This window comes from Alcanivorax sp. HI0007 (genome assembly GCF_001635525.1).
In the GTDB taxonomy this organism is placed as follows: domain Bacteria; phylum Pseudomonadota; class Gammaproteobacteria; order Pseudomonadales; family Alcanivoracaceae; genus Alcanivorax.
Genome location: NZ_LWEJ01000236.1, coordinates 1 through 26,011, shown reverse-complemented (window position 1 = coordinate 26,011; position 26,011 = coordinate 1). Strand labels below are relative to the sequence as shown.

Genomic DNA, 26,011 nt, shown 5'->3' with positions numbered 1-26,011 from the left:
TTTACAACCCGAAGGCCTTCTTCACACACGCGGCATGGCTGGATCAGGGTTGCCCCCATTGTCCAAGATTCCCCACTGCTGCCTCCCGTAGGAGTCCGGGCCGTGTCTCAGTCCCGGTGTTGCTGATCATCCTCTCAGACCAGCTACGGATCGTCGCCTTGGTGAGCCTTTACCTCACCAACAAGCTAATCCGACGCGAGCTCATCCATCTGCACAAGGCCCGAAGGTCCCCTGCTTTCCCCCGTAGGGATTATGCGGTATTAGCTCGAGTTTCCCCGAGTTATCCCCCACAAATGGGCAGATTCTCACGCGTTACTCACCCGTCCGCCGCTCGACGCCTGGTAGCAAGCTACCATCGTTTCCGCTCGACTTGCATGTGTTAGGCCTGCCGCCAGCGTTCAATCTGAGCCATGATCAAACTCTTCAGTTAAGAAAAGCGTTTAAAGTGCCTACGCACTTAAACCATGCTCAGTTCATCATCTGAATTAACAAAAACTTTGTTGACTCGTTCAGAACTGATTATCTGTAAAGACATCGTCCCGAACAGGTCCCACACGTTTGCTTGCCTGATTGTTAAAGAGCGTCTCGTCCGTGGCGTGTTGCGTTGTTGCCCCGTCGAGGAGTGCGCATTCTAGGGATTTCGCTGGGGGAGTCAAACCCTTTTTTGCACTTTTTCCAAAAAACCGTTCGACCGCTCATTTTCTGCTCAATCCGACGGAAAAACCATCGATTTGGGCCTATTTGAGGATCACCCGGGCGATCTTCTTCTTGCCGGCCTGCAGTACAAGGCTCTCGCCGCGAGCGAAACTGCGCTCCTCGGTCAGCTGAGCGCCATCGAGGTAAACCGCACCCCGACCGAAAACATCCTTGGCTGCCTTCCCGTTCTGCACCAGGCCTGCCTCACGAAGCAGCGGCAGAATATGGATGCTGTCCTGCTCGCCCAATACCACTTCGACTTCCGGCAGATTGTCCGGAATCTCGCCCAGGGCAATCTGATTGCCCGCGGATTTGGGCGCGGCGGCCGCAGCCTGGGCACCATGGAAACGCTCCACCATCTCCAGGGCGAACGCCTTTTTGGCCTCCTGCGGGGAGCCCAGCGACTCCGCCTCCGCCTTCAGTGCCTCGATTCGCTCGTTGGAGCAGGCACTGAGCAGTTCATAATAACGCCAGGTGAGGCTGTCGGGAAGAGAGAGCAGCTTGCGGTACATCTCCCCGGGCGCATCGCTGACCCCCACGTAGTTCCCCAGGGACTTGGACATCTTCTGTACCCCGTCCAGCCCTTCCAGGATCGGCATGGTCAGACAGATCTGCGGGGGCTGGCCATAGGCCTTCTGCAAGGTACGCCCCATCAGCAGATTGAACTTCTGGTCAGTCCCCCCCAGCTCCACATCGGCCTCCAGGGCCACAGAGTCATACCCCTGTACCAGCGGGTAGAGGAATTCATGGATGGCAATGGACTGATTGCCCTTGTAACGCTTGTCAAAGTCATCCCGCTCCAGCATCCGCGCCACGGTGTACTGCCCGGCCAGCTTGATCATGCCGGCAGCACCCACCTCATTCATCCATTCGGAATTGAACACCACCCGGGTTTTCGCCGGATCAAGAACCTTGAACACCTGCTCTTTATAGGTCTCCGCATTGCGCAGCACATCCTCGCGGGTCAGCGGAGGGCGGGTGGCGCTTTTTCCGGTGGGGTCGCCGATCATGCCGGTGAAATCCCCGATCAGGAAAATCACCTCATGCCCCAGCTCCTGGAACTGGCGCATCTTGTTGATCAGCACGGTGTGCCCCAGATGCAGATCCGGCGCCGTGGGATCAAAGCCCGCCTTGATCCTCAGGGGCCGGCCGGAGGCCAGCTTTTCCCGCAATTCGTCTTCCTGGATGATTTCATCCGCACCGCGGGAAATGAGCGCCAGTTGTTCGTCCACCGTGGCCATGCCTACCTCTATACTGTCCGGGTACTGTTTGCGCAGAAAAGAACCCCTGCGAGAAAGCCGGCTATTGTAGCACTTGAACGCGGCCAGAGAAGGCAGGTATCTTTGCAGGTCAGTTTTTCGCCGTGCCCTCCCCCCTGGGTACGTCCGAGTTTTTATCCAACCAGGTCCCCCACATTCTCCATGAAAGAACTCCTATCTTATGCTGGCAGACTGGTGCGCCAGTTCCCTCGCACCCATTTACTGCTGAGCATGGCCTTGCTGGGCGGCGTCATCCTTATCGCCCTTCGTCCGGACAGTGCTCCGGAGGAGCCCCGCCAACAGGCCAAGACCATCACCCTGCCAGCCAAACCAGCCCGCAAACCCGATCCCCAGCCACCAGCCCCTGACACTCCCCAGTGGCAGACGCTGACCGTGCAAGCCGGTGACAGCCTGTCATCGCTGCTGCAGCCGCTGGGAGTGGGTGCCGGCCAGGTCTTTGCCCTGATCAACAGTGACGACAAACTGAAACGGCTGACCAAGATCCGGCCCGGGGAAACGCTGAAAGTAACCGTGGAGGACGACAGGCTGACCCGGGTGCAGTACCACCCCTCCAAAGTGGAAACCCTTACCGCCCGCCTCAGAGGCGGCGGCTGGGAAACCCGCCTGAGCCAGCGTGAGTACCAGAAACAAACGCGCTTTGCCGAGGCCGAGATCACCGACTCCCTGTTCCTGGCGGGTGCCGCAGCGGGCATCAGCGACAAACTCACAATGCAACTGGCCAACCTGTTTGCCTGGGACGTGGATTTCGTGCTCGACATTCGTCGTGGCGACCGCTTCCGGATCATCTATGAAGAGCTGTATCTGGACGGTGAGAAAGTCGGCGAGGGCGACATCCTGATGGCCGAATTCTGGAACCAGGACCGGCATCTTACTGCCTTCCGCTACGAAACCCGTTCCGGCGACGTGGAATACCTGGATATCAAGGGGGACTCCATGCGCAAGGAGTTCATCCGCACGCCGGTGGCCTTTTCCCGCATCAGTTCCCGCTTCAACCTGAGCCGCAAGCATCCTGTGCTCAACCGGATCCGCGCCCACAAGGGCATCGACTATGCCGCCCCCTCCGGCACTCCGATCAAGGCCGCCGGGGATGGCAAGGTCATCTTTGCCGGGGTCAAAGGCGGCTATGGCAACGTGATCATTCTCAAACACGGGCAGATCTACACCACGCTCTACGCACACATGCGCGGCTTTGCCAAAGGCATCCGGGTGGGGAAACGGGTCAAGCAGGGCCAAACCATTGGTTATGTGGGAGCATCCGGGCTCGCCACCGGCCCTCACCTGCACTATGAATTCCGCATCAACGGCGTGCACCGCAACCCGCTCACCGTTCCCCTGCCCAAGGCGCGGGGCATCAATGACAATGAACGCTCGGAGTTCCTGATTGCCGCCAATCGCCTGAAGGCACAGATGACCCTGTTCTCGGAAGCATCAACCCTGGCCAGCAGCGATGTCTTCTGATTCCCGCGGGGATTACCTGATCGGTCTGATGACCGGCACCAGCGTGGACGGCATCGACGCGGTGCTGGTGCAGATTGGCAGCGGCGAATTTTCCCTGCAATCCACGCTCAACCTGCCCTTGCCCGCGGACCTGCAGCAGGCAGTGCTGGACCTCTGCCAGCCCGGCGACAATGAGATTGATCGTGCCGGCGCTGTCAGTCGCCAACTCTCTTTGTGCTATGCACAGGCCTGCCGGACCTTGCTGGAACAGACCGGCCTGAAGCCAGAGCAGATTCGTGCCATTGGCTGTCACGGCCAGACCGTACGCCACCGGCCGGGCGATGGCGGCTTCAGCCTGCAACTGGGCTGCCCGGATACCCTGGCGGTGGAAACCGGCATCCCCGTGGTCAGCAACTTCCGCAACAAGGACATGGCCCTGGGCGGCCAGGGCGCTCCTCTGGTGCCCCCTTTCCACCGGCAACTGTTTGCCCGCACTGGCCAGCGGCGCGCCATTGCCAACATTGGCGGCATGGCCAACGTGACGCTGCTGGACGGTGACACCTTGCTGGGCGGCTTTGATACCGGCCCGGGCAATGTGCTGATGGACCTGTGGATCCGCCAGCACCACCAGCAGCCGTTCGACCGCAACGGGGACTGGGCCGCTGGCGGCCAGCCAGACCCGACGCTGCTGGAACAACTGCTGGATGATCCCTACTTCCGGCTGCCACCCCCCAAGAGCACCGGCCGCGAATACTTCCATGGCGAATGGTTGGCACGACAGCTGCCGGATCACTACGACGCCCAACAGGTCCAGGCCACCCTGGCCGACCTGACCGCCCGTAGCATCAGCGATGCCCTGGCGGATTTCGCCCCGCAACAACTGCTGGTCTGCGGTGGCGGCGCCCATAACCGCCACCTACTGGCGCGGCTTGGACATTACCTGGGCGTACCGGTGGCCAGCACGGACAGCGAGGGCCTGCACCCGGATTGGGTGGAAGCCGCCGCCTTTGCCTGGCTGGCATGGGCCCGACTGGAAGGACAGTACGGCAATGCGCCGGTGGTCACCGGGGCCTCGAGGGAAGCCATTCTGGGCCAGGTCACCTTGCCCTGAAACGCGAAGAATCCACCCCCATTACCTCGCTATACCCCATAGGAGCGGCGCTCTCTGTGCCCCGCGGGTATGAGCCGCCAATTTTCGTGCGATAAAGGCCGGATCGTTCGCGGCTCAGGCGCCGCTCTTTTTTCGGGAGAAGCCAGAAGAGTGTGCGGCCGCAGGACCAGGGCGGGGAGAGGATCGTCGAGAGGAAGGGCTAAACCAGCCAGAGACCCAGCATGGCACAGCTGACACCCAGGGTAGCGCCGGCGAGGATGTCACTGGGGTAATGGACACCCAGCAGCACCCGGGACAGCCCGACCATCACCGCCAGGCCCAGCGCCAGCAGCATCACCGGCGGGTAGAACACGCATAGCAACGAGGCCATCACGAAGGCGGCAGCGGTGTGTCCGGAGGGAAAACTGAAACGGTCCGCGGGCTGGATGAAGGCAGACAGACTTTCCAGTGCGTCCGCCGGTCGTGGCCGCTTGATAAGATGCTTGAGCAACACAAACAGTGGCACTTCCAGGGCGTACGCTGCCATGGCGGTCAGGGCAAACTCACTGCCGCCCTGGCGATCCATCCACCAGATCAGCAGCGTCAGGGCCACATAGAAGGGGCCATCACCCAGCCGCGATACCATACGGGCCATCCGGGCCCGGCGGGCGGCCTGGGGCTGCTGAAGCAACCAGCACATGGCCCGGGTGTCAGCAGCAGTCATTCGTTGAAATGTAGGTTTAGTCGTCATCATGGGGGTAGTTTCCCCCGCAAAAACGACGAAAAGTTGATCAAACAGTGAAGGTTTTGTGACAGCAGGACAGGAGCGAGTGACGAGAAGCGAGTTTCGAACCCCAACCCCATCTCTTTGCCTTTCGCTACTCGTAGCTCGTTACTCGCTTCTTTTGGGCAAAGAGGGATTACGACAGAGGCAGCCAGGTATTCCTAGACGGAGAACGAGGAACCGCAGCCACAGGTAGTAGCCGCGTTGGGGTTGCTGACCACAAAGCGCGAGCCCATCAATCCCTTCTCGTAGTCCACCTGAGAGCCATCCAGGTACTGAATGCTCATGGCATCCACCAGCAGGGTGACACCATCCTTTTCAACGATGGTGTCGTCATCGTTGACGGCCTCATCGAAGGTGAAGCCATAGGAAAACCCGGCACAGCCACCCCCCGTGATATACACGCGCAGTTTCAGTTGCGGATTGCCTTCGTCGTCACGCAGTTCCTTGACCTTGGCGGCGGCGGCATCGGTGAATGAGATCGGGGCGTTTTCGGTCATACTCTCGCTTGCAACGGGTGACGGATTGGCCCGTGGCCAGAAAGGCCAACGGGCTGATTATGTTCCAGTACCCGACTAAAACAGTCAAGAATTATTCGGCCACGGCTTCCTTGCCAGAAGCCTTGCCGGCGTTCTTGCCGGTGGCATCCGGTGCCGGCAGGTTGCGGCGCTCGTCATCCAGGCGGACCAGCTTGCCATTGACCCGCGCGCCCATGACCATCTCGATCATCAGGTAATAGACATTGCCTTCCACCGAGGCCTTTTCCGCCAACTCCAGATTCTCAGTGGCGTGCACATCCCCTTCCACACGACCATTGATGATCACCTGGGGGACCTGAATCTCTCCCTTGACCACACCGCTTTCGCCGATGATCAGACGGCCACCATCCTTGCCCACATTGATATTGCCTTCCACGGTGCCCTGAACATGCAACCCGCCGGTGAATTCAATATCACCACGGACCGTGGCACTGGGTGCAATCAGGGTATGGTTACGGTAATCCTGGGACGAACCGGATGAACTGCCGGTTGCAGATTTCTTGTCTCGGCCAAGCACGGGTCTCTCCTACTGCCATTTTACGGTTTTTTGTGTCTGGTAACGGTTTCTGCCGCCGCTCTCAGCTTCTACATCTATGGCTTCCAGCTCCACGCCTTCCGGTACCTCAAAGCGGCCATTCAGCTCCTGGAAGTAACGAAACCGGAAGCGCGTCTCACTGCTATCGTCCAACCAGTCGGTGCCCGTCAGGGAAAAGGGCTCACCGTCGCGGGTACCGCGCAGAGTCAGATTGATATCACCGGACAGATAATTACGGTTATCGCCCGCTTGTACCAGAACCAATCTGTAACGGAAGACACCATTGTCATCATCGGGCTGCAACACCATTTTTTCAATTTGCAGCCCTTCGCTGGCGCCTGGCGCCATCACACTCTTGTAAAACACTACCGCCTCTTCCAGCTCGGCGGCCTGATCGCGCAGGGATTTGATCTCCTGACGCAGGGTTTCCCGGGCCTCCCGGGTCACCTCGGTATCGGTTCGGTACAAGGCAAGCTCATTGCGCGCCGCTTCCAGCTCCCGTCGGGCTGTCTTCAGATCGCTGCGCAGGCGCTGGTTCGCTGCAGAGGTGTCCAGGGCACCACTGTTACCCGTCCACAGGCCCCCGACAAACAACATCACCGCCAGGATCAGCAAGGTCACTGCCCACAGGCGGCGGCGTTTTTTCTGCCGGGACGGGCTCACCGGCATCAGCATCACATCATCAATGCCCGCCCGGCTTTTCGGTTTGCGCGCCATATCAGGGCATCAACGGAACGACTGCCAGTCCCGCCCCTTCATCCAACCCGAACATGATATTCATGGCCTGCACCGCCTGGCCGGAGGCCCCCTTCACCAGATTGTCGATCACCGAAAGCACCACAATCACGTTCTCGCCCCGTGGCTGGTGCAGGGCAATCCGGCAGGTGTTTGCGCCTTTCACGAAGCGCGTCTCCGGGTGGCTGCCAAGGGGCATCACGTCCACGAAGGGCTCGTTGGCATAACGGGCTTCATAAGCTGCCTGGATCTCCTCCAGGGAGGGCGATTGCGCGGTCAGTTGGCCATACAGGGTCGCGTGGATACCGCGAATCATGGGAATCAGGTGCGGCACAAAGGTGGCCTTTACCGACCCACCGGCGATATCGCCCAGGCCCTGCTCGATTTCCGGCAGGTGGCGATGACCGCTGGCCCCATAGGCCTTGTAGCTTTCGCCGGCCTCCGCCAGCAGCATGGGCACCTTGGCCCCCTTGCCGGCACCGCTGGCACCGCTGGCCGCGTTGGCAATCAGCTGGTCCGGATTGATCCAGCCGTTTTCCAGCAATGGCAGATACCCCAACTGGATGGCCGTGGGGTAACACCCGGCACAGGCCACCAGCCGCGCATCACGGAGCTTTTCCCGGTTCACTTCCGGCAACCCGTAGACGGCGTCCGCCAACAACTCCGGGCAGGCATGGGGCTCACCGTACCAGTCGCTCCACAATTCATGGTCACGGAGCCGGAAATCCGCAGACAGATCCACCACCCTGACCCCGGCATCCATCAATTCCGGCATCATGCGCATGGCCACATTGTGGGGGGTAGCAAAAAACACCACATCACAGGCCGACAGCCGTTTCACATCCGGCTCGCTGAACACCAGATCGGTACGCCCGCGCAGGGAAGGAAACAGGTCTGCCACAGCGATACCCGCCTCGCCCCGGGAGGTAATCACATCCAGAGCCACATGGGGGTGGTTGACCAGCAAGCGCAACAACTCCACCCCGGTGTATCCGGTGCCACCAACTACGCCAACCTTGAGGGGCTCTGCCATATCTTTCTCCACCCTGCTGACCAGGGAACTGCTGCATTTAACAAATGACCCCGCATGATAGGGGCGCCACCCGGGACCGGCAACTTATCCGGGTAATTGCCGCTCGGATTCCTTCCCCGCGGCCCGTTCTGTCCCCCCGTCGTCACCTTTTTCCCGGGGTTTCTCCAGCGCCATACCGCGCCCATCCGACAGCCGCTCGGCCAGGGAGTCGTAAAGCGGCCGGGCCCAGACAACCTTGGCCACCGCTGTTGCCAGAAACGCCCCGGCCATCAGCGGCAGCAGGATGTCGTGCCGGTTCCCGGTCAACTCCATGACAATCACAAAAGAAGTAATGGGGCGCTGAATCACACCTGCAAGAAAAGCCGCCATGGCCACCAGGGTAATTCCGACCAGCGAGGACGCCGGAAAGAAGCTGCCGATCACATTACCGAACCCGGCCCCGGCCGCCAGACTTGGTGAGAACAACCCGCCGGGGATACCGGTGAAGTACGACACCAGGGTGGCGGACATCTTGGCCAGGGCAAAGCTCCAGTTGCCCGGGTGCTCCCCGTCCAGCAGGGTACTGGCCTGCTCGTAGCCACTGCCATAGGTAGCGCCACCGGTCAGCAGCCCCAGCAACACCAGTACCAGCGCGCACATCAACACTACCCGGTAGGGGTGCGCCCTGGCATGGGGAGAAAGAAACTGACTGCCCTTGATCAGCAACCGGCTGAACAGGCCGCCGAACAGACCACATACCAGCCCGGTGACACCAATCGCCGCCCAGTCCCGGGTAATATCCAGGGCGCCCTGGGGGTGCCCGAAAAAACTGTAGTGGCCCATGATCATCAGCACCACCACACCGGACAGGATTATCGCCAGGATCAGGGTACCGCTGGTGCGCTGCTCGAAGGAGCCGGACAATTCTTCAATGGCAAACACGATCCCCGCCAGCGGGGCGTTGAACGCCGCCGATACCCCGGCGGCACCACCGGCCACAATCAGGGAATTATCCACATATTTCTGATTCAGGCGCCCCAGCCTGCCCACTGAATACATCATTGCCGCGCCCATGTGCACACTCGGCCCTTCACGGCCGATACTGGCACCGCACAGCAACCCCAGACAGGTCAAAATGAACTTGCCGAAGATAACTCGCAGAGAGAGGAAGGTGGGGCGCAGCCAGTGGTAACGCTGCTTGAGCACCACCAACACCTGGGGGATGCCACTGCCCTGGGACTCGGTGCCCAGCTGTCGCATCAACCAGACGATCAGCAACATGCCCAGAGGCGTGATCAGCACGGGCAACAGCGGCGACTGCTCGTGGATCTGATTAAAGGTGTGCGAAGCCAGTTCTGCCACCCAGGCAAACGCCACCACCAACAACCCCACCAGCACAGCGCCGATCCAGAACACCGCACGCAGCTTCCAGTCCTCCCAGGAGCCAAGCTGACGACGACTCACGCGGCGAGTGCGAAACAGGTAGTAACGCATCAGACGACGGTGGCGTGGCCGCTTATTCACGGGACTCCTTGGCAATCAGTGCTGGTTGACGAAACAATGGCAGGAAGTCGGTATAGTCTACGCTCTGACTCCCGATCCCTCCACTCACACCACCCCGGAGACTTGCCACATCATGATGCAGTTCGCCCTGGACCACCTGCTCTGGATCAAAGCCTTTCACCTGATCGCGGTGATCTGCTGGTTCGCCGCCATCTTTTACCTGCCTCGCCTGTTCGTCTATCACGCCATGGCAGAGGACACGGCCAGCCGGGAACGCTTCAAGGTGATGGAACGCAAACTGTACCGGGGCATCATGAACCCCAGCATGATCGTCACCGTGTTGCTGGGCCTGTGGATGCTGATGGCCAACTGGGAAGCCTATAAAGGCTTCGGCTGGATGCACGCCAAACTGACGCTGGTCTTCCTGCTGATCGGCTATCACCACGTCTGCCTGGCCTACCTGAAAAAATTCGCCGCCGACGCCAATACCAAAAGTGACAAGTTTTACCGGATCTTCAACGAGATCCCCGTGTTTCTGCTGGTGGCCATTGTTATATTGGCGGTAGTGCGACCATTCTGAAAAACGCTTAACGCCTGACGCCGGACGAAAAGGTCGCCCGCACGTCAGGCGTGCCGCGTCAGGCATTTTTTATGAAACCCAATATTCTCGTCATCGCTGGCCACGACCCTTCCGGGGGCGCCGGCATCCATGCGGACATTGAAGCCATTCGCGCCCTGGGTGGCTTTGCCTCCACCCTGATCACCGGGCTCACCGTGCAGAACAGCCAGAACGTGCGCGGTTTCCGCCTCACCGACGTGGATCTGCTGCGCCAACAGGCCGATACCCTGTTGGAGGATTACTCCTTCCAGGCGGTAAAAATCGGCATGACCGGCTCCGTGGCCATCATCGACTTTATCGCCGAGCTGTTGCAGCAACTGCCCGGCGTACCCGTGATTCTCGACCCGGTGTTGGCCGCCGAAGCCGGCGGCAGCCTGGCCAGCGAATCCCTGGCGGAGGCCATGCTGGAAAAGCTGGCGCCTCTCTGCGACGTGATGACCCCCAACCTGCCCGAAGCCCAGGCACTCACCGGGCGTCAGTCTGTCGCTGACTGCGGCGGCGAGCTGGTAAAACGCACCGGGCGCGCCACCCTGATCACCGGCACCCACGACGACACCGACCAGGTCACCAACCACCTGTTCAGCGCCGACGGCGAGCAACAGTGGAACTGGGAGCGTCTCCCCCACAGCTATCACGGCTCCGGTTGCACCCTGGCGTCATCCATCGCCTGCCTGCGCGGCCATGGGGAATCCCTGGCCAATGCGGTGGCAGACGGCCAGGCCCATGTGGACCGTTTCCTGCGCAACGCCTTCCGCCCGGGCCATGGCCAGCACGTGCCAGACCGGCGATGAAGCACCCCGCAATCCACGGCCTGTACGCCATCACCGACCCGGCCCTGATCCCCGATCGGCAATTACTGCCCGCCGCAGAGGCTGCCCTGCGCGGTGGCGCCCGCCTGCTGCAATACCGGGACAAGACCGCCACCCCGGCACAACGCCGTCATCGTGCCAGCCAGCTTCAAACCCTGTGCCGGCAATATGGCGCCCTCTTTCTGGTCAACGACGACCCGGCCCTGGCCGCAGACATTGAGGCCGACGGTGTCCACATCGGCCAGAGTGACGGTGGCATTGCCCGCGCGCGACAACGGCTCGGGCCCGGCAAAATTATCGGCGTTACCTGTCATGGCGACCTGATTCTGGCCGAGCAGGCCGCTGAAGCCGGCGCCGACTACGTGGCCTTCGGCCGCTTCTTCCCCTCTCGCACCAAGCCACAGGCCCCGCCTGCGGATTCCGCTATCCTCCAGCAGGCTCGCAAGCGGCTGGCCATTCCACTGGTCGCCATCGGCGGCATTGATGCGGAGAACGGTGGCCGCCTTCTGGAGCAAGGTGCCGACGCCCTGGCAGTGATCCATGCCCTGTTTTCCAGCCCGGCACCGGAGCACGTTGAACAGGCTGCCCGTCGGCTGGCAGCCCTGTTTGTGACCGGCTGAGCAAAGACTTTCCCTGTACGCCCGTCCAGATCGCCAGGAATGGGATCCGCCGCACAACATACCCGCCCGCAGGGACGCAAAATCCCCCGCAACAACTACACCGAAATAGCCAGATAAAAAATACGAAAAACCCAGTAAGGGGGAGAATCACCTATGTCATCCCGTTTTCGCCGACCGCTGGCCCGGTGGCGCGGCCTGCTGCTGGCCGCACTGCTTATCCCCGCCAGCCAGGGAATCGCTGCATCCGCTCAAACCAGCACCGACGTGTTTATCGATGGCAGCCGTTACCGGGCCGTTCTGGCACCCAGCCCCGCCCGTATCGGTATGTCCGACGCGGATCGGCAACTCCTCAGGGGCGAACACTACAGCGGCACACTGGAACAGGTGCCGGACAGCTGGGTGCGCCTGTCACGGCTGGATGATCGCTGGTCCGGGGTAGTCTCGCTGCATGGCGAAATGCACATTATCGATAGCACCACCTTCAGCCACGAGCACAACCTCCCCGTGGCCCGTTCCCTGCAAAGCCTGCATGCGCCCGGCACCTGCGGCGTAGGCAATGGCACCCACAGCTCCCTGGAACTGCCAACCCGGGAAGGCGCCAGCGCGCGTTCAAGCGAGTACCACATTGCCGCGGCCACCCTGGAAGAGATGTGCACCGATCAGGTTGACGGTGTCTGTCTGTTGCCCGAGAAATACCTGATCGTCGACCATCTGTTTCAACAGAAGCACCCGGATACCTATCAGGACAAGGTGGTGGAACTGCTCAACATCATCGACGGTTTCTACCGCAATGATCTGAACATGGTGTTCGACAACCTGCATGTGGAATTTCCCAGTGAGGAGCTGCTGCTGGAGTCCACCAGCGCCAATGAATTGCTGGTGGATCTGCGTGAGAAGTACCACGGCTTTTCCTTCGCCGACACCAGCACGGCGAGCCCGCTGATGGAACTGCTGTCCGGTCGTGAATTCGATGGTTCCACGGTCGGCCTTGCCTATGTGGGCACCCTCTGTAATACCAATGGCTACGCCACCGGCGTCACCCAGGAGTACGTCAACATTCCCCTGACGGCCATCGTCATGGCCCATGAGATCGGCCATAACTTCGGCGCCAACCACGACAATGTGGAAGCCGACCAGGTCGACAACCCGGAGCGTTACTGCGGCAACGGCCATATCATGTCCAGCTTTGCCGACCCCAGCGCCACCGGCTTTTCCCGTTGCTCGGTAACCCAGATGACGGCCAAGGTCGACAGCCTCAGCAACCACGATGCCTGCTTCAACTACCCGGTGGATGCAGGATTCAGCGCTGACAGCGCCAACCCGGAGCGCTTTGATAACAGCACCGGCACCACCCTGGCCCTGGCCTTTACCCTGGACTACCAGCAAGCCTCACGAGCGCCAGACCAAATCCAGCTGCAGGGGAATCTCAGCAATGCCCGGATCGAGCAACTGACCCTGCCGGATGGTGACTGCAGCATTGCCCCGGATCAGCGCAGCTATAGCTGCTCTCTGACACCGCCCTTCGCCCCTGCCAGCCTGACACTAGGCATCATCAGCACCACCCCGGCTGACGCTCTCCTGACACAGACAGCCACGATCATTGGCAGCGAAGTGAAGGACATCCTTCCCGGTAACGACCAACTGAGCACCCCTCTGACCTATGACATTGTCTCCAGTCAGCCGAACGACCTGCAGGCCCAGGTCCAGCAGGCGCCGCCACAGGTGACCCTGACCTGGACCGACCGGGCGTTTACCGAAACCGGGTACCGGGTCGAGCGCGCCAGCAACGACGGCAGCTGGGCGCTGCTGGTCAGCCTGCCGGCCAATAGCGAGACCCATATCGACACCGGCATCGACACTGATCTCAACTATCAATACCGCGTCATTGCCGAAGGCAACGACATCACCGGCGACAGCTCAAACGTCGTCAGCATCAGGGTAGAGGGCACACCGGCTGCCCCGGCCAACCTGACCACCGCCTTGGCGCAAGGCGGTATCCAGTTGAGCTGGAACGACCAGGCAGACAATGAGCAGCGCTACGAAGTCCAGCGCCGCCGGGACAACAATGGCAGCTGGACAAGCTGGACCCCTCTTGTGGAAGACCTGGCCACGGACAGTGTGCAATATCTGGACAGCACCGCTGTGCTCGGCGAGCGCTACCAGTACCGCGTCATTGCCCATAACGCCACGCTGGCTTCAGCGCCCTCCAATCTGGCCGAGATCCAGTTTGGCTCCCGGCCCGAAGCGCCCTCCAACCTGACCAGCCGCCTGCTGGAAAACGCCCTCCGCCTGACCTGGCAGGACCAGGCCGACAACGAAACCGGCTTCCGGATTCTGCGCCAGCAATTCAACGGGCAGACCTGGAGTGAATGGCAGAGCCTCGTCGAGCTGGGCAGCAACCAGACCCGCCACGATGACAGCTCTGTCATCGCCGGAACGCTATATCGTTATCAGGTGCAGGCCTTCAATGCCGTGGGCTCCTCGCCGCTCAGTAACAGCGCCGAGCAGCTCTTCGAACGGGTACCGGCCGCCCCTGACAACCTGCAGGCACAGCGCCAGAACAGTGCCGTGGTATTGCAGTGGCAGGATAATGCCGACAATGAATTCGGCTTCCGCATCGAGCGCCAGCGCCAGGACGGCGACACCTGGCTGGCCTGGCAGGCCATCGCTGAGCTGAATGCCAACAGCACCCGCTATACCGATACCCGAGTCACCTTGGGCAATCGTTATCGCTACCGGGTTTCCAGCCTGAACAGCGCAGGCCCCTCTACGCCTTCGGCAATGGCGACGATCACCCTGAACAACGAGATCACCCCAACCGGCGATGACAACACCTTCGATGACAGCACGCCGCCACAGGATTTCAATGATGATGGCGGCAGCGCAGGCTTCCTGACCGGCCTGCTGGCACTGCTGGTGCTGCGGCGTCGTAGAGGCGCTGCCCCATGCTGAGCCTGAAACCGCTGATGGCGCTGCTGCTGGCAACCTTGCTATGCGCCTGCCAGGTGGGCAGCAAGGACAGGGCAAGCGATCCTTTGACTCAGGCCCGACAACGCTGGGTCGACCTAGGCCTGCAGCATTACCGCTACCAGGTCCGCCAGCAGTGTTACTGCGGCCAACAGGCCCTGCTCCCCGCCACTGTTCTGGTCAACGGCCAACAGGCCAGACTGGACAGCCCCGACCATGCCGCGCGGGCCCCTCTGGCCCGCACCGTGGAAGCGTGGTTTGACCTGATAGAGGAAAAACAGCGCAAGGGCTGGCACCAGGTGGACGTGGACTACCACCCGCAACAGGGTTACCCCCGCCATATCCGACTGGATTTCGATCCGCGCATGGCCGATGACGAGCAGCAGTACTGGATCGAGAACCTGGTACCGGCAGCGGCCAGACCCTAAACCCGCCCCTTCTCTGGCCAAGCCGCCACTCACCCCTCATAATGCCGCCACTTTCCCGTGGCGGATCCGGGTAACCCATGTGGAAAGTTCGGTAATCGTTCGCTGCGCCAACATCCCCGGCTCGGAATGAAAACGCCTGAACCTGGCCCAGACCCTGTCATGGGCCCTTCATGCTCCAGCGACACCATCAACCGTAATTTCCAGTGTGCGCCCCGGTGCACACCGCCGCCCGCGCGGCCTGCGATGCCAGGCGTCGCCAACAGCCAAAGCAAGAGGACACACCATGAGCCGCAAGCACTCTGAACAGCTTTTCCGTCAGGCACAGAAACATATTCCCGGCGGTGTTAACTCCCCGGTGCGCGCCTTCAAGGGCGTTGGCGGCACCCCGGTGTTTTTCCATTCCGCCAGCGGCGCCTACCTGTACGATGAAGACGACAATCGCTACATCGACTATGTGGGTTCCTGGGGGCCAATGATTCTGGGTCATAACCATCCTCAGGTGATTGCCGCCGTGCAGGCCGCCGTACAGAACGGCCTCAGCTTTGGCGCCCCCACCGCCACCGAAGTGGCCATGGCGGACAAGGTCTGCGAACTGGTGCCCTCCATGGACATGGTGCGCATGGTCAACTCCGGCACCGAAGCCACCATGAGTGCCATCCGCCTGGCCCGGGGCTACACCGGCCGCGACAAGATCGTCAAATTCGAGGGTTGCTACCACGGCCATGTGGACAGCTTGCTGGTAAAAGCCGGTTCCGGCGCCATGGGCATCCCCGGCTCCCCCGGTGTGCCCGCCGCCGTCACCGGTGACACCCTGGTAATGGACTACAATGATGCCGCCAGTGTGGAGACGGCCTTCCAGGAATACGGCGACCAGATTGCCGCCGTCATCGTCGAGCCGGTAGCCGGCAACATGAATTGCGTGCCCCCCACCAAGGCATTCCTGCAGGCCCTGCGCCAGTACTGTGACGACCATGGCTCCGTGTTGATCTTCGACGAGGTGATGACCGGTTTCCGGGTCGCCCTGGGCGGCGCCCAGGCGCTCTATGACGTGACTCCGGACATGACCACCCTGGGCAAAATCATCGGTGGCGGCATGCCGGTGGGCGCCTTCGGCGGCAAGAAAGCCATCATGGAACACCTGGCGCCGCTGGGTCCGGTCTACCAGGCCGGCACCCTGTCCGGTAACCCGGTGGCCATGGCCGCCGGGCTGACCACCCTGAACCTGCTCAGTGAACCCGGCTTCCATGACGCCCTGGCCGAAAAGACCACCCGCCTGCTGGACGGCCTGACCGAAGCCGCCCATGCGGAGGGGGTCGCCTTCACCACCGCGCAAGCGGGGGCCATGTTCGGCGTGTTTTTCACGGATCAGAGTCGCATCAGCGGCTTTGCAGACGTGATGGCCTGCGACAGCGAACGCTTCAACCGCTTCTTCCATGCCATGCTGGACCAAGGCATCTACCTGGCCCCCAGCGCCTTTGAGGCAGGCTTTGTGTCAGCTGCCCATAGCGATGAAGATATCGCGGCCACCATTGCCGCGGCCCGCAAGGCGTTTGCGACGGTATAACCACACCGCGACTCACACGTGTCGGCGAGCTGCCAGCCCGCAGGCACGCTAGCGTAGACGCTGGTCCATGACCTGCGGATTAAACCCGGAGAACGGTGTGCCGTTAATCAGGAACAACGGCACACCGCGCCCCCCATGACGACGCCATTCCTCTTCGTAACGGGAATTGCGTGTCACATCCCGCTCTTCATAGGCAATGCCACGTTCAGAAAAATAACGTCGGGCCTGCCGGCACACCCCACAGGTTGGCGTGGAATACATAATCAGATCCGGCTGACGGTTGGTCGCCGCCAGTGTGGCAGGCATCGCCATACCCGGTTCGGCAGGCAGCCCCATGGCCTCACGCAATTCTCCCCGGAACTGCACCAGCAAAAGGACCAGCACCCCCACCAACACCACCATTTTTCCCATCGTCCATCCCCCAACTGTCATCCGTAACCCGATTCTTCCACCACCCGGCCGTGCCCGACCACACCGCGCGGCCCGTCAAACCCGAACCAATGGCGCGCTATGCCCCCCGGTCAACACCAGCAGATCCGCCGGTGCCATGGCGATTTCCAGCCCCCGCCGCCCGGCACTCATGAATATCCTGTCCTGTCCATTGGCGCTGCTGTCCAGGTACAACGGCAGCCGCTTCTTCTGCCCCAGCGGGCTGATGCCGCCTAGCACATAGCCAGTGAGCCGTTGTGCCCTGTCCACTGGACACATGGCGGCTTTCTTGCCGCCATGGGCCATGGCGAGAAATTTCAGGTCCAGCTGATGGGCCACTGGCACCATGGCGACCACCGGCTGTGCATCCACCAGGGTCAGCAGTGTCTTGAAGACTTTTTCCGCAGGGAGCTGCAGGGCTTCCGCCGCCTCCAGTCCGTAGCTTTCGGCCTTGGGATCATGCTCATAGCGGTACACCTGAAAAGGCATGCCGGCCTGTTTTGCCGCCTCTACGGCGGGTGTCATACCGGCCTGGCCTTCGGATTGCGCAGTTCCCCGGCCTTGTCGCGGGCCTGGCGGGCCCCCGCCTTGTCGCCCTGGCGGTCCCGGGCAGTGGCTACCAGGTCCCACAAGCCGGCGCGGTAGTCATCATGGTCCGGGGCCAGACGCAACGCCTTTAGTGCGAAGCCTTCCGCCCCCCGGGGATCGCCCTCGGAAAGCCGCAGGCCTGCCAGCTCTTTGTACAGCCAGGATGAATCCGGGGCGATATTGAGAGCCCGCTCCAGATAACGCTCCGCCACCGATGTCTGGCCCTGCTGACGGGCTTGTTCCGCCCGGCTCAACAACCCCAGTGCCGGCGAGCCTTCCAGTTCCTGGCTGGCGGTCATCGGTTCCGCCGGTTCCTCAACCGCGGGCCGAACCGCGCACCCTGCCAGCACCACACTGATCAACACCAGTTGAATAAGTCTTTTCACTGTCCACATCCTCAACATCCCTGAAACGCGCCACTTTGATCGCGCGTTGCGGCGGCGGGCAACCCCTCAGAAAACGAGGCATGCCCGGTGAAATTCGCGTTGTCCCCGGGATCGGTTAACCGTCACTAGTCAAACAGCCCCTTGAACCAGCCCTTGATGCCCTTGCCGGTCTCCTTCACCTTCCCGCAGCCGTCGCTTTCCTGGGGAATCGAGACTTCCAGCATGGGATAGCGGCGGGCGTCGCTGCAGCCCTCGGCACTGGTGCGGCGACCGTCCGGGTTCATCCACACCCACTCCACGCCGGCGGGCGGAGTTTGTGACAGGCTGCGCTGGGGAAGTTTGCCCATCAACTGCGCCCAGACCGGCAAGGCACCACTGGACCCGGTAATGCCCGCATTGCGGTTATCGTCCCGACCCACCCAGACTACCGCCAGATGGTTGGCGGAAAAACCGGCAAACCAGGCATCACGAAAATCATTACTGGTGCCGGTCTTGCCGGCCACCTTGAGCGCTTCAGGCAGCGACGCCCGGGCGGCACGCCCGGTCCCCTTCTCGACCACCTGCTGCATGGCCCATTGGGTCAGGAAAGCCGGCCCGGCGTCCACCACCTCATCGGTATTGACCGGGTAGCGGGCCAGCGGCTTGGCTTCCTTGTCGAGCACATCGGTGATGGAACGCAGGCGGGTACTGAAGCCCCCGGTGGACAGCGGCTGATACATCATCGCCACCTCGAACGGGGTCAGCTCCAGACTCCCCAGAAGAATGCTGGGGTAGAGGGGAATATTGCGGGTCACTCCCAGGGTCTTCATGGTGTCAGCCACCCTGTCCAGGCCCACATCCAGCCCAAGCCGGGCCGTGCCCTGATTACGGGAGTAGGTGAGCACATCCACCACCGGCATGGCACCCCTGGACTGGTTGTCGAAGTTTTGCGGTGACCAGGTGGTGCCGTTGGGCAGCGTCACTTGCACAGGCCCATCTTCCACCTGGGTCGCCAGGGACCATTGCTTGGGCTGACTCACCGCCGACAACACCACCGCCGGCTTGGCCAGCGATCCGATGGGACGCTGGGCATCCAGGGCACGGTTGAAACCCGCCTCCCGGGAGCTGCGATTGCTGACCAGGGCCAGCACATCCCCCTGGGCCGGGGCCACCACGACCACGGCGCCATTCAGTTTTTTGCTCTCGTCAGGATCGCGACGGTTCAGGTGGTCACGGAGGGCGCCCTCCGCCGCCAGCTGTGCCAGCACATCCAGAGTGGAGTGAATACGCAGCCCCTCATCGCTGAGCACCTCCGGCGGGTAATCCCTGGCCAGCTGGCGACGCACCAGATCAATAAAGGCAGGAAACGCATACAGCGCCGAGGCACCGCGGGGGACCACTTCCAGCGAACGGTTGCTGTACTTGTCGTAATCCGCTTTCGACAAGGCGCCCTCGTCCATGGCCACTTTCAATACCGTGTTGCGGCGATCCAGGGAACGTTCCGGGTGACGGCGCGGGTCATACCAGCTGGGCCCCTTGAGCAGGGCGACCAACGTGGCCAGGTGATGAGGCTCCAGCTCTTCCAGCGGGCGCCCGAACAGGAACTGGGCGCCCAGCCCCATACCATGAATGGCACGGGCACCGTCCTGACCCAGGTACACCTCGTTCAGGTAGGCCTCAAGAATCTGCTCCTTGCTGTAATGCAGCTCCAGCAACATGGCCATGGGCATTTCCAGCAGCTTGCGCGACAAGGTGCGCTCGGAGGTGAGCCAGAAATTCTTCACCAGCTGCTGTGTCAGGGTGCTGCCACCCTGTACCAGCCGACCGGCCTTGATGTTGGCCAGCATGGCCCGGGCCAGACCACGCAAGGAAATACCATGGTGGTCATAGAACGCCTGATCCTCCGTGGCAATCAGCATGTCCACCAACAAGGGCGGCACCTTGTCCAGCGGCACCAGCACCCGGTCTTCCGCGTGTTGGGGGTGAATACTGCCAATCTGCAGGGGTTCGAGACGGGCCAGACGGTCGCCGCCGGCCTCCAGAGATCGTATCTGCCCGCCAGACAGGCTCAGCCGGATACGTTCGGCCTTCTCCCCGCCATCACTGTCACTGAAACCGCGGGTATGCAGTAACAGACTGCTGCCCTGCACCGCATAGCTCCCGGGGGTGGACGCCCGTGAGTCGCGCCGGTAGCGCATCAGGTCCAGTAACTTGAGCATATCCTCGCGGGACAGCACCCGGCCTTCATAGAGCTCCACTGGCCGGGCATAGACCCGGGCCGGCAGTTGCCAGACATGGGCATCAAAACGCTCACGGACCAGCGCATCCAGATACGCCAGCCCGGCGGCCCCCAGCACCAGTGACACCAGCGCCACCTTGCCCACAAAGGGCCAGCTGAACCAGCGACGCTGCGCGCCGTTGCTGCGTTTTTTCCGATTTGGTTGCCGCCGCGATCGCGCGGGGGACTTCTTCGCTTTTTTTGCCATGGGCCGGAGTATAGAGAAAAGTGTGAGTGTTTTATGAGTCTGTCGGGACGTATCCGTTCCCTTCACGGGAATTTGAGTAAATTTTGCAACCGGACCTGGGGCGCCCATAATAGCCGCCTTGCCTTTTCTGAATCAGAACACGGAGCATCCATGACGAAAAAATACGACGTTTATGCCCTCGGCAACGCCCTGGTGGACACGGAGATCGAGGTCAGCGACGCCTTTCTTGAGCGCATGGATGTGGGCAAGGGCCTGATGACACTGGTGGACGAGGCCCGCCAGGCAGAACTGATTGCCGCCCTGGCAGACGAAGCCGAGCCTCACAAGCAAACCAGTGGCGGCTCTGCCTGCAACACCGTGGTGGCCACCCGCTATTTCGGCGGTAATGGCTATTACGCCTGCAAGGTTGCCGACGATGCCACCGGCGATATCTTCGTCAACGATCTGACCGCCGCCGGCGTGGACACCAACATGAACGGCAACCGCGACCGCGGCATATCCGGCAAGTGTCTGGTCATGCTGACCCCGGACGCAGAGCGTACCATGAATACTTTCCTGGGCATTTCCAGCCAGGTGTCCGAGGCAGAACTGGACGAAGCCGCCATTGCCGCCAGCCACTATGTCTATCTGGAAGGTTACCTGGTCAGTGGTGACAGCTCCCGGGCGGCAGCCATCAAACTACGCCAGCTGGCAGAAAAGCACGGTGTCAAAACCTCACTGACATTCTCCGATCCGGCCATGGTGCAGTTCTTCAAGGACGGCCTGTCCGAGATGCTGGGCGACGGCGTGGACCTGCTGTTCTGCAACGACGCGGAAGCCACCAGCTACACGGATACCGACAGCCCCGAGGCCGCCCTGGAAAAACTCAAGAGCGTCTGCCGCTCCGCCGTCATCACCCTGGGCGCCGACGGCGCCCTGGTATGGGACGGTGAGGAGGCGCATCGAATCGCGCCCTTGCCGGTGAAAGCCATCGACAGCAATGGTGCCGGCGACATGTTTGCCGGGGCCTTTCTGTATGCCATCACCCATGGCCATGATTTTGTTACCGCCGGCAACCTCGCTGCTGCTGCCGCCGCCCGCCTGGTGACAGAATTCGGCCCGCGCCTGAGCGCCGAGACCCACCAGCAGATTCGCCAAGATATTTTAGGTAAGTGATCACATGGAACACGTTTGCAACCTGACCGACATTCCCGACGACAGTGCGCGGGAATTCCAGAAAGACGGCCAACCCGTGGTCGTGGTGAAACACGATGGGCTGGTACGTGCCTTCGTCAACTGGTGCCCGCACCTGGGCATCGAGCTGAACTTCATGCCGGACCAGTTCATGGACAGTGACAACCAGTTCATCATGTGCGCCAACCATGGCGCCCTGTTCGAGATTGATAGTGGCGACTGCCTGTCCGGCCCCTGCAGTGGCGACAAGCTGATCCCGGTTCCCCTCGAAGTGCGTGGTGACGAGGTGTGGCTTGGCCCCGTCGAGGTGCCGGCCTGAGCCGCTTATGAGCCATCCCTTTGATGACCTCACCCCGGATTACATGCTCGACGCCGTGGACGCCGCCGGCTTCCTCAGTGACGGTCGCCTGCTGCAGCTGAACAGTTTCGAGAACCGGGTCTACCAGGTGGGCCAGGAAGAGGGCCCGCCGGTCATCGTCAAGTTCTACCGTCCACAGCGCTGGAGCGATGAACAGATCCTGGAAGAACATGCCTTCAGCCTGTTCCTGGTGGCGCGGGACCTGCCGGTGGTCGCACCCATCGAAAAGAACGGCACCACCCTGTTTCACTGCGACGGCTTTGCCTTTGCGGTATTCCGCAGAGCCGGCGGCCATGCGCCGGAGCTGGATAACGACAACCATCTGGAACAGCTTGGTCGCACCCTGGCCCGCTGGCATGCCTGCGGCAGCGATCGGCCCTATGAGCTCCGCCACACCATGGACCCGCTGGCCGACATTCGCGCCGCCAGCACCTTCCTGATCAATGACGTGGTGGACCTGAATTACCGCAGTCAGTATCGGGATGTGTGCGGCCAGCTGCTGGAACAGATTGAACAGCACCTGGCCGAGGTGGAATTTCCACTACTCAACGTGCACGGCGACTGTCATACCGGCAATATCCTGTGGCGCGACGACAAACCGCATTTCGTGGATCTGGATGACAGCTTGCGGGCGCCAGCCATGCAGGACATCTGGATGCTGCTGTCCGGCGAGCAGGACGAACAACAACACCAGCTTCGGGTGCTGGCCCGCGGCTACGACACCTTCCTGCCCTTCCCCTGGCAACAGACGACCCTGATCGAACCGCTACGCACCCGGCGCATTATCTGCTACGACGCCTGGCTGGCCAGACGCTGGGACGACCCGGCCTTCCCGCCGGCATTTCCCTGGTTTGAATCCATGAGTTACTGGCGGGATCAGACGGAACTGTTGCAGCAGCAACTGCGCAATTTGCAGACCCCGTTGTAGAGGAAAACGCGTTTCCGTAGGAGCGCCGCTCGCGGCGCGATAGGGTTGGCGCCGTGTCTTCTAAAGCCGCTGCTGTAGGAGTTCCTCTCGAGGGACGAAGCCGAGCCCAGGCGAGGAAAAAGGCGAGGCAGGGGCTGCCAGGTCACTCTAGAGACGCCCTGTTTCACAGAAACGACGTTGCTGGCCTTGCAGGTGCTTTCCACGCTGGCACCTGGTTCGTCCCTCGAGAGGAACTCCTACAACTGTATTGGCAACGGGTGTTCCAGCCGAAAACCATCGGCGGATAACGCCACCTTCCACGCCAGTACCTCCACCCCCTTCTCCACCGCTTCCCGCAGCAGCACCCCGTAGCGGGCATCGATTTCATCCGCCGGCCGGGCGGCCTGTGCCCCACTGTGCTGCACACAGAAAAACAGCACCGCCCGCTTGCCGGACGCCACCACCTCCATGAGGGTCAGTAGATGCTTCTGGCCCCGCTCGGTCACCGAATCCGGGAAGGCAATGACACCGTCATCCGGATCATTTGGCCCGGGGCCTAGCGTGACATTTTTCACTTCCACAAAGGTATGGGGATCGCTGCGCTCTCCCAGTGCCAGATCAAAGCGGCTGTCACCGTATTTCACTTCCCGTTCCACTCCGCTGCCGGGGTTCAGCCCGGTAACAGCGCCGGCACGAATGGCTTCCTCCACCAGCGCATTGGGGCGACTGGTATTCACCCCCGCCCAATGGCCGTGAGCCACCTGCACCGCCTCCAGCGTATGACGATATTTGCGCTTGGGGTTACCGCTGTCGGAGATCAGCGCCAGTTGGGGCTCGCCCAGCACGCAGTGCTTCATGGAGCCGGTATTCGGGCAATGCACGGTCATTTCGCTGCCATCGGCGCGCACCACATCGGCCATAAACCGCTTGTAGCGGCGCAGCAGGGTGACGCGCTCCAGGGGGGGATCAAACTTCACAGGGACTCCAGGTAACGGCCCAAGCGGTGCAGGGCTTCGACTAGACGGGACTCGGCGCAGGTATAGGCCAGACGAACATAACGGTGAGGGTCATGGCCGGCACCGAAATCCAGCCCCGGCGTCATGGCCACTTTTTCCTTTTCCAGCAGGTCTGCACAGAAGGCAAAGCTGTCATCGGTCCAGGCACTCACATCCACATACACATAAAACGCCCCGTCGGCATTGGACACCACCGGCAGTTTGAGATGCGCCAGGCCATTGAGCAGGCACTGGCGACGACGGGCAAACAGCTGGTGACGCTGCTCCAGGATCGTCAGCGTCGGGTCCTGCAAGGCGGCAAGGGCACCGTGCTGCGCTGGCGTGGACGGTGCCAGAAACAGGTTCTGGGCCAACCGTTCAATGGCCGGCACCAGCGGCTCCGGCGCCACCAGCCAGCCCAGCCGCCAACCGGTCATGCAGAAGTATTTGCTGAAGCTGTTGATCACAATCACCTGATCGGTACGCGACAGCACCGACTCCGCCGGCCCGCGGTAACAGAGCCCCTGATAGATTTCATCCACCAGCAACAGCCCCCCTTTCTCCACGGCCCCTTCGGCCATGGCCTGCAGGGTATCCAGCGACAACATGTTGCCGGTGGGGTTATCCGGGCTGGCGACCATGGCCAGGCGGGTATTCGACTGCCAGGCCGACAGCAAGTCGTTGCGGGTCAGCGTGAAATGATTGTCCGCCTTCAAGACCAGTGGCTGAGGCCGCCCCCCCACCAGATTCACAAACTGGCGATTGCAGGGGTAACCCGGATCACACAGCAATACACCGTCCCCGGGATTGATCAGCGCCGCCAGCGCCAGCTGCAGGGCACCGGAAGCCCCTGGCGTCACCACGATCTGTGACGGCAATACGGTAGCGGCAAAACGGTCCCGGTAATCATCCGCTATGGCCTGGCGCAAAGCAGGCAATCCTGCCGCCGGCGTGTAGCCGGTGCCTCGCTCACGGGTTGCCTCGGCAATGGCCTCCAGCACCGGCGCCGGAGTTTCAAAATCCGGCTCGCCCACTTCCAGATGGATCACATCGTGTCCCTGAGCGGCCAGTTGCTGGGCTCGCTCCAGCAGTGCCATTACGTGAAAAGGCGGGATCTGTTTGGCGAAATGCGACAGCGTGCTCACAAGATTCCTCTTTCCTATAGGGGTGGCATGGCTATAATCGGCCAGATTTTCACCAACTGGTGACAAGACTTACCCGGAAGGGGTAAGGTCGAAAGATTACATTACGCCCGTGCTTGGTGATATCAAGCAGACCCTAGGGATAGTGGCACAGGATAGAGAGTCGAGAAGATGCTAAGGGAGTTAATCAAAATGGCCACCGGCAAAAAGAAAGCCCCGAAAAAGGCGGCTAAAAAACAAACCACCGGGTCTGCTTCCAGCAGCAAAAAAGCCACCTCATCCACTGCTGCCCGCAAAGCACCAGCCAAAAAGGCCGCTGCAAAGAAGGCCCCTGCCAAGAAAGCCACGGTGAAGAAGGTGGCGGCAAAGCCTGCAGCCAAAAAGGCCCCAGCCAAAAAAGCGGCCGCAAAGAAAGTCACCAGCAAACCAGCCACCAAAAAGGCACCGGCCAAGAAGGCCGCCGTGAAGAAGGCAGCGCCCAAGAAAGCCGTTGCCAAGAAACCGGCACCGGCCAAAAAAGCGATCGCCGCCAAACCGGCAGCCAAGAAAACAGCCACCCCAAAAGCCCCGGCCAAAAAGGCCGCAGTGAAAGCGCCGGCCAGTAAGCCTGCCGCTCAAAAGGCAGTGCGCAAGCCAGCGGCGAAACAGGCCGTCGCGAAAACCCAATCCACTGCTGCCAGCGCCAAGCCGGCGAAGGCCAGCAAGCCCGCTGCCAAGAAACCGGCAGCCAAAAAAGCAGCACCAGCTGCACCTAGAACAAAACTGCCGACCTCCGGGAAGGCATCCGCAGCGGCCCGGGCCGCTGCCAGAGACGCATCGAACACCGGTAACGCACGGACCGCGACTGCCGGCAAAGGGACTTCGCCGAGCCGATCCACCACTTCTGCTCAGGTAAAAGCAAACGTGAAAAAGAAAACCGCCTCATCTTCCTCGCAGGCCCAAATGCATGG

The 26,011-nt window shown here is 61.5% G+C and carries 24 protein-coding genes, 1 rRNA gene and 1 pseudogene; 12 read left to right on the top strand and 14 right to left on the bottom strand.

The features are described from left to right. Both A3714_RS11425 and tyrS read right to left on the bottom strand, forming a co-directional pair. Positions 1–430, bottom strand: a 16S ribosomal RNA gene (locus A3714_RS11425); the annotation flags it as partial. Between the two features lie 307 nt (positions 431–737). Then, a complete protein-coding gene (tyrS, locus tag A3714_RS11420; RefSeq protein WP_062817036.1) occupies positions 738–1,937 on the bottom strand; it encodes a tyrosine--tRNA ligase in 1,200 nt (399 codons plus the stop codon). Between the two features lie 180 nt (positions 1,938–2,117). On the opposite strand from tyrS, the gene A3714_RS11415 reads away from it, so the two are divergent. Both A3714_RS11415 and A3714_RS11410 read left to right on the top strand, forming a co-directional pair. After that, positions 2,118–3,434, top strand: a complete 1,317-nt coding sequence (locus A3714_RS11415; protein ID WP_062817037.1) for an OapA family protein — start codon at positions 2,118–2,120, stop codon at positions 3,432–3,434. Then, positions 3,424–4,524, top strand: a complete 1,101-nt coding sequence (locus tag A3714_RS11410) for an anhydro-N-acetylmuramic acid kinase (RefSeq protein WP_063509742.1) — start codon at positions 3,424–3,426, stop codon at positions 4,522–4,524. The genes A3714_RS11415 and A3714_RS11410 overlap by 11 nt, the downstream gene beginning before the upstream one ends. A gap of 199 nt (positions 4,525–4,723) precedes the next feature. On the opposite strand, the gene A3714_RS11405 is transcribed toward A3714_RS11410, so the two are convergent. The 6 genes from A3714_RS11405 to A3714_RS11380 form a co-directional block, all read right to left on the bottom strand. Continuing rightward, a complete protein-coding gene (locus A3714_RS11405; RefSeq protein ID WP_062817039.1) occupies positions 4,724–5,227 on the bottom strand; it encodes a phosphatase PAP2 family protein in 504 nt (167 codons plus the stop codon). A gap of 221 nt (positions 5,228–5,448) precedes the next feature. Further along, positions 5,449–5,787: an iron-sulfur cluster insertion protein ErpA gene (gene erpA, locus A3714_RS11400; protein WP_062817040.1), complete on the bottom strand. Its 339-nt coding sequence runs from the start codon at positions 5,785–5,787 to the stop codon at positions 5,449–5,451. 91 nt (positions 5,788–5,878) lie between these two features. Further along, positions 5,879–6,343 carry a polymer-forming cytoskeletal protein gene (locus tag A3714_RS11395; RefSeq protein ID WP_062817041.1) on the bottom strand — a complete coding sequence of 155 codons (465 nt, stop codon included), beginning with the start codon at positions 6,341–6,343 and terminating at the stop codon, positions 5,879–5,881. Between the two features lie 9 nt (positions 6,344–6,352). Continuing rightward, the gene (locus tag A3714_RS11390) at positions 6,353–7,078 is read right to left on the bottom strand and encodes a DUF6776 family protein (RefSeq protein ID WP_062817042.1); all 726 of its coding nucleotides are present in this window, start codon (positions 7,076–7,078) and stop codon (positions 6,353–6,355) included. Between the two features lies 1 nt (position 7,079). Next, the gene (gene argC / locus A3714_RS11385) at positions 7,080–8,129 is read right to left on the bottom strand and encodes an N-acetyl-gamma-glutamyl-phosphate reductase (RefSeq protein WP_063509743.1); all 1,050 of its coding nucleotides are present in this window, start codon (positions 8,127–8,129) and stop codon (positions 7,080–7,082) included. Positions 8,130–8,213: 84 nt separating this feature from the next. Next, positions 8,214–9,632: a chloride channel protein gene (locus tag A3714_RS11380; RefSeq protein ID WP_063509744.1), complete on the bottom strand. Its 1,419-nt coding sequence runs from the start codon at positions 9,630–9,632 to the stop codon at positions 8,214–8,216. 115 nt (positions 9,633–9,747) lie between these two features. Here A3714_RS11380 and hemJ point away from each other — a divergent pair, with 115 nt between their 5' ends. From hemJ to hemL, 6 genes are all read left to right on the top strand, one after another. Continuing rightward, positions 9,748–10,191: a protoporphyrinogen oxidase HemJ gene (hemJ, locus tag A3714_RS11375; RefSeq protein ID WP_062817188.1), complete on the top strand. Its 444-nt coding sequence runs from the start codon at positions 9,748–9,750 to the stop codon at positions 10,189–10,191. Positions 10,192–10,262: 71 nt separating this feature from the next. Beyond that, complete coding sequence (locus A3714_RS11370) at positions 10,263–11,021, top strand: hydroxymethylpyrimidine/phosphomethylpyrimidine kinase (protein ID WP_063508456.1); 759 nt, start codon at positions 10,263–10,265, stop codon at positions 11,019–11,021. Then, positions 11,018–11,659 carry a thiamine phosphate synthase gene (gene thiE / locus A3714_RS11365; protein WP_063508455.1) on the top strand — a complete coding sequence of 214 codons (642 nt, stop codon included), beginning with the start codon at positions 11,018–11,020 and terminating at the stop codon, positions 11,657–11,659. The genes A3714_RS11370 and thiE overlap by 4 nt, the downstream gene beginning before the upstream one ends. Before the next feature lie 153 nt (positions 11,660–11,812). Continuing rightward, entirely contained in the window at positions 11,813–14,611 is a 2,799-nt protein-coding gene (locus A3714_RS11360; RefSeq protein ID WP_063508454.1) for a M12 family metallo-peptidase, read from the top strand. Continuing rightward, positions 14,605–15,054 (top strand): DUF6174 domain-containing protein, encoded by a 450-nt coding sequence (locus A3714_RS11355; RefSeq protein ID WP_063508453.1) that lies wholly within the window; start codon positions 14,605–14,607, stop codon positions 15,052–15,054. The genes A3714_RS11360 and A3714_RS11355 overlap by 7 nt, the downstream gene beginning before the upstream one ends. A 283-nt stretch (positions 15,055–15,337) precedes the next feature. Further along, on the top strand, positions 15,338–16,618 hold the full coding sequence (gene hemL, locus A3714_RS11350) for a glutamate-1-semialdehyde 2,1-aminomutase (RefSeq protein ID WP_063508452.1): 1,281 nt from the start codon (positions 15,338–15,340) through the stop codon (positions 16,616–16,618). Between the two features lie 48 nt (positions 16,619–16,666). Here hemL and A3714_RS11345 read toward each other — a convergent pair whose 3' ends face one another. The 4 genes from A3714_RS11345 to mrcB form a co-directional block, all read right to left on the bottom strand. Beyond that, entirely contained in the window at positions 16,667–17,029 is a 363-nt protein-coding gene (locus A3714_RS11345) for a glutaredoxin family protein (protein ID WP_160052771.1), read from the bottom strand. 75 nt (positions 17,030–17,104) lie between these two features. Continuing rightward, positions 17,105–17,572: a Cys-tRNA(Pro) deacylase gene (gene ybaK, locus A3714_RS11340; protein ID WP_063508451.1), complete on the bottom strand. Its 468-nt coding sequence runs from the start codon at positions 17,570–17,572 to the stop codon at positions 17,105–17,107. Further along, positions 17,569–18,021 (bottom strand): tetratricopeptide repeat protein, encoded by a 453-nt coding sequence (locus tag A3714_RS11335; RefSeq protein ID WP_231866156.1) that lies wholly within the window; start codon positions 18,019–18,021, stop codon positions 17,569–17,571. The genes ybaK and A3714_RS11335 overlap by 4 nt, the downstream gene beginning before the upstream one ends. A 125-nt stretch (positions 18,022–18,146) precedes the next feature. Beyond that, a complete protein-coding gene (gene mrcB / locus A3714_RS11330; protein ID WP_231867859.1) occupies positions 18,147–20,366 on the bottom strand; it encodes a penicillin-binding protein 1B in 2,220 nt (739 codons plus the stop codon). 270 nt (positions 20,367–20,636) lie between these two features. Here mrcB and A3714_RS11325 point away from each other — a divergent pair, with 270 nt between their 5' ends. The 3 genes from A3714_RS11325 to A3714_RS11315 are packed head-to-tail and all read left to right on the top strand — an operon-like array spanning position 20,637 to position 22,945. Then, the gene (locus A3714_RS11325) at positions 20,637–21,641 is read left to right on the top strand and encodes an adenosine kinase (RefSeq protein WP_063508801.1); all 1,005 of its coding nucleotides are present in this window, start codon (positions 20,637–20,639) and stop codon (positions 21,639–21,641) included. A 4-nt stretch (positions 21,642–21,645) separates the two neighbouring features. Beyond that, entirely contained in the window at positions 21,646–21,978 is a 333-nt protein-coding gene (locus tag A3714_RS11320; protein ID WP_062817055.1) for a Rieske (2Fe-2S) protein, read from the top strand. 7 nt (positions 21,979–21,985) lie between these two features. Next, positions 21,986–22,945, top strand: coding sequence for a serine/threonine protein kinase (locus A3714_RS11315; RefSeq protein ID WP_063508800.1), 960 nt, complete (start codon positions 21,986–21,988; stop codon positions 22,943–22,945). A 236-nt stretch (positions 22,946–23,181) separates the two neighbouring features. On the opposite strand, the gene sfsA is transcribed toward A3714_RS11315, so the two are convergent. Next, positions 23,182–23,901, bottom strand: coding sequence for a DNA/RNA nuclease SfsA (gene sfsA / locus A3714_RS11310; protein WP_062817057.1), 720 nt, complete (start codon positions 23,899–23,901; stop codon positions 23,182–23,184). Beyond that, a complete protein-coding gene (locus A3714_RS11305) occupies positions 23,898–25,064 on the bottom strand; it encodes an aminotransferase class I/II-fold pyridoxal phosphate-dependent enzyme (protein WP_231866158.1) in 1,167 nt (388 codons plus the stop codon). The genes sfsA and A3714_RS11305 overlap by 4 nt, the downstream gene beginning before the upstream one ends. A gap of 189 nt (positions 25,065–25,253) precedes the next feature. Here A3714_RS11305 and A3714_RS11300 point away from each other — a divergent pair. Next, positions 25,254–26,011: pseudogene (locus tag A3714_RS11300) on the top strand (RNA polymerase-binding protein DksA); the annotation flags it as partial.

Coding starts and splice junctions, on each gene's coding strand:
- thiE (WP_063508455.1), top strand. CDS start 11,018: ATGAAGCACCCCGCAATCCACGGCCTGTACGCCATCACCGACCCGGCC.
- tyrS (WP_062817036.1), bottom strand. CDS start 1,937: ATGGCCACGGTGGACGAACAACTGGCGCTCATTTCCCGCGGTGCGGAT.
- A3714_RS11345 (WP_160052771.1), bottom strand. CDS start 17,029: ATGGGAAAAATGGTGGTGTTGGTGGGGGTGCTGGTCCTTTTGCTGGTG.
- erpA (WP_062817040.1), bottom strand. CDS start 5,787: ATGACCGAAAACGCCCCGATCTCATTCACCGATGCCGCCGCCGCCAAG.
- A3714_RS11390 (WP_062817042.1), bottom strand. CDS start 7,078: ATGGCGCGCAAACCGAAAAGCCGGGCGGGCATTGATGATGTGATGCTG.
- A3714_RS11320 (WP_062817055.1), top strand. CDS start 21,646: ATGGAACACGTTTGCAACCTGACCGACATTCCCGACGACAGTGCGCGG.
- A3714_RS11315 (WP_063508800.1), top strand. CDS start 21,986: ATGAGCCATCCCTTTGATGACCTCACCCCGGATTACATGCTCGACGCC.
- ybaK (WP_063508451.1), bottom strand. CDS start 17,572: ATGACACCCGCCGTAGAGGCGGCAAAACAGGCCGGCATGCCTTTTCAG.
- hemJ (WP_062817188.1), top strand. CDS start 9,748: ATGCAGTTCGCCCTGGACCACCTGCTCTGGATCAAAGCCTTTCACCTG.
- A3714_RS11370 (WP_063508456.1), top strand. CDS start 10,263: ATGAAACCCAATATTCTCGTCATCGCTGGCCACGACCCTTCCGGGGGC.
- A3714_RS11410 (WP_063509742.1), top strand. CDS start 3,424: ATGTCTTCTGATTCCCGCGGGGATTACCTGATCGGTCTGATGACCGGC.
- A3714_RS11355 (WP_063508453.1), top strand. CDS start 14,605: ATGCTGAGCCTGAAACCGCTGATGGCGCTGCTGCTGGCAACCTTGCTA.
- A3714_RS11415 (WP_062817037.1), top strand. CDS start 2,118: ATGAAAGAACTCCTATCTTATGCTGGCAGACTGGTGCGCCAGTTCCCT.
- argC (WP_063509743.1), bottom strand. CDS start 8,129: ATGGCAGAGCCCCTCAAGGTTGGCGTAGTTGGTGGCACCGGATACACC.
- A3714_RS11405 (WP_062817039.1), bottom strand. CDS start 5,227: ATGACTGCTGCTGACACCCGGGCCATGTGCTGGTTGCTTCAGCAGCCC.
- A3714_RS11325 (WP_063508801.1), top strand. CDS start 20,637: ATGACGAAAAAATACGACGTTTATGCCCTCGGCAACGCCCTGGTGGAC.
- hemL (WP_063508452.1), top strand. CDS start 15,338: ATGAGCCGCAAGCACTCTGAACAGCTTTTCCGTCAGGCACAGAAACAT.
- A3714_RS11360 (WP_063508454.1), top strand. CDS start 11,813: ATGTCATCCCGTTTTCGCCGACCGCTGGCCCGGTGGCGCGGCCTGCTG.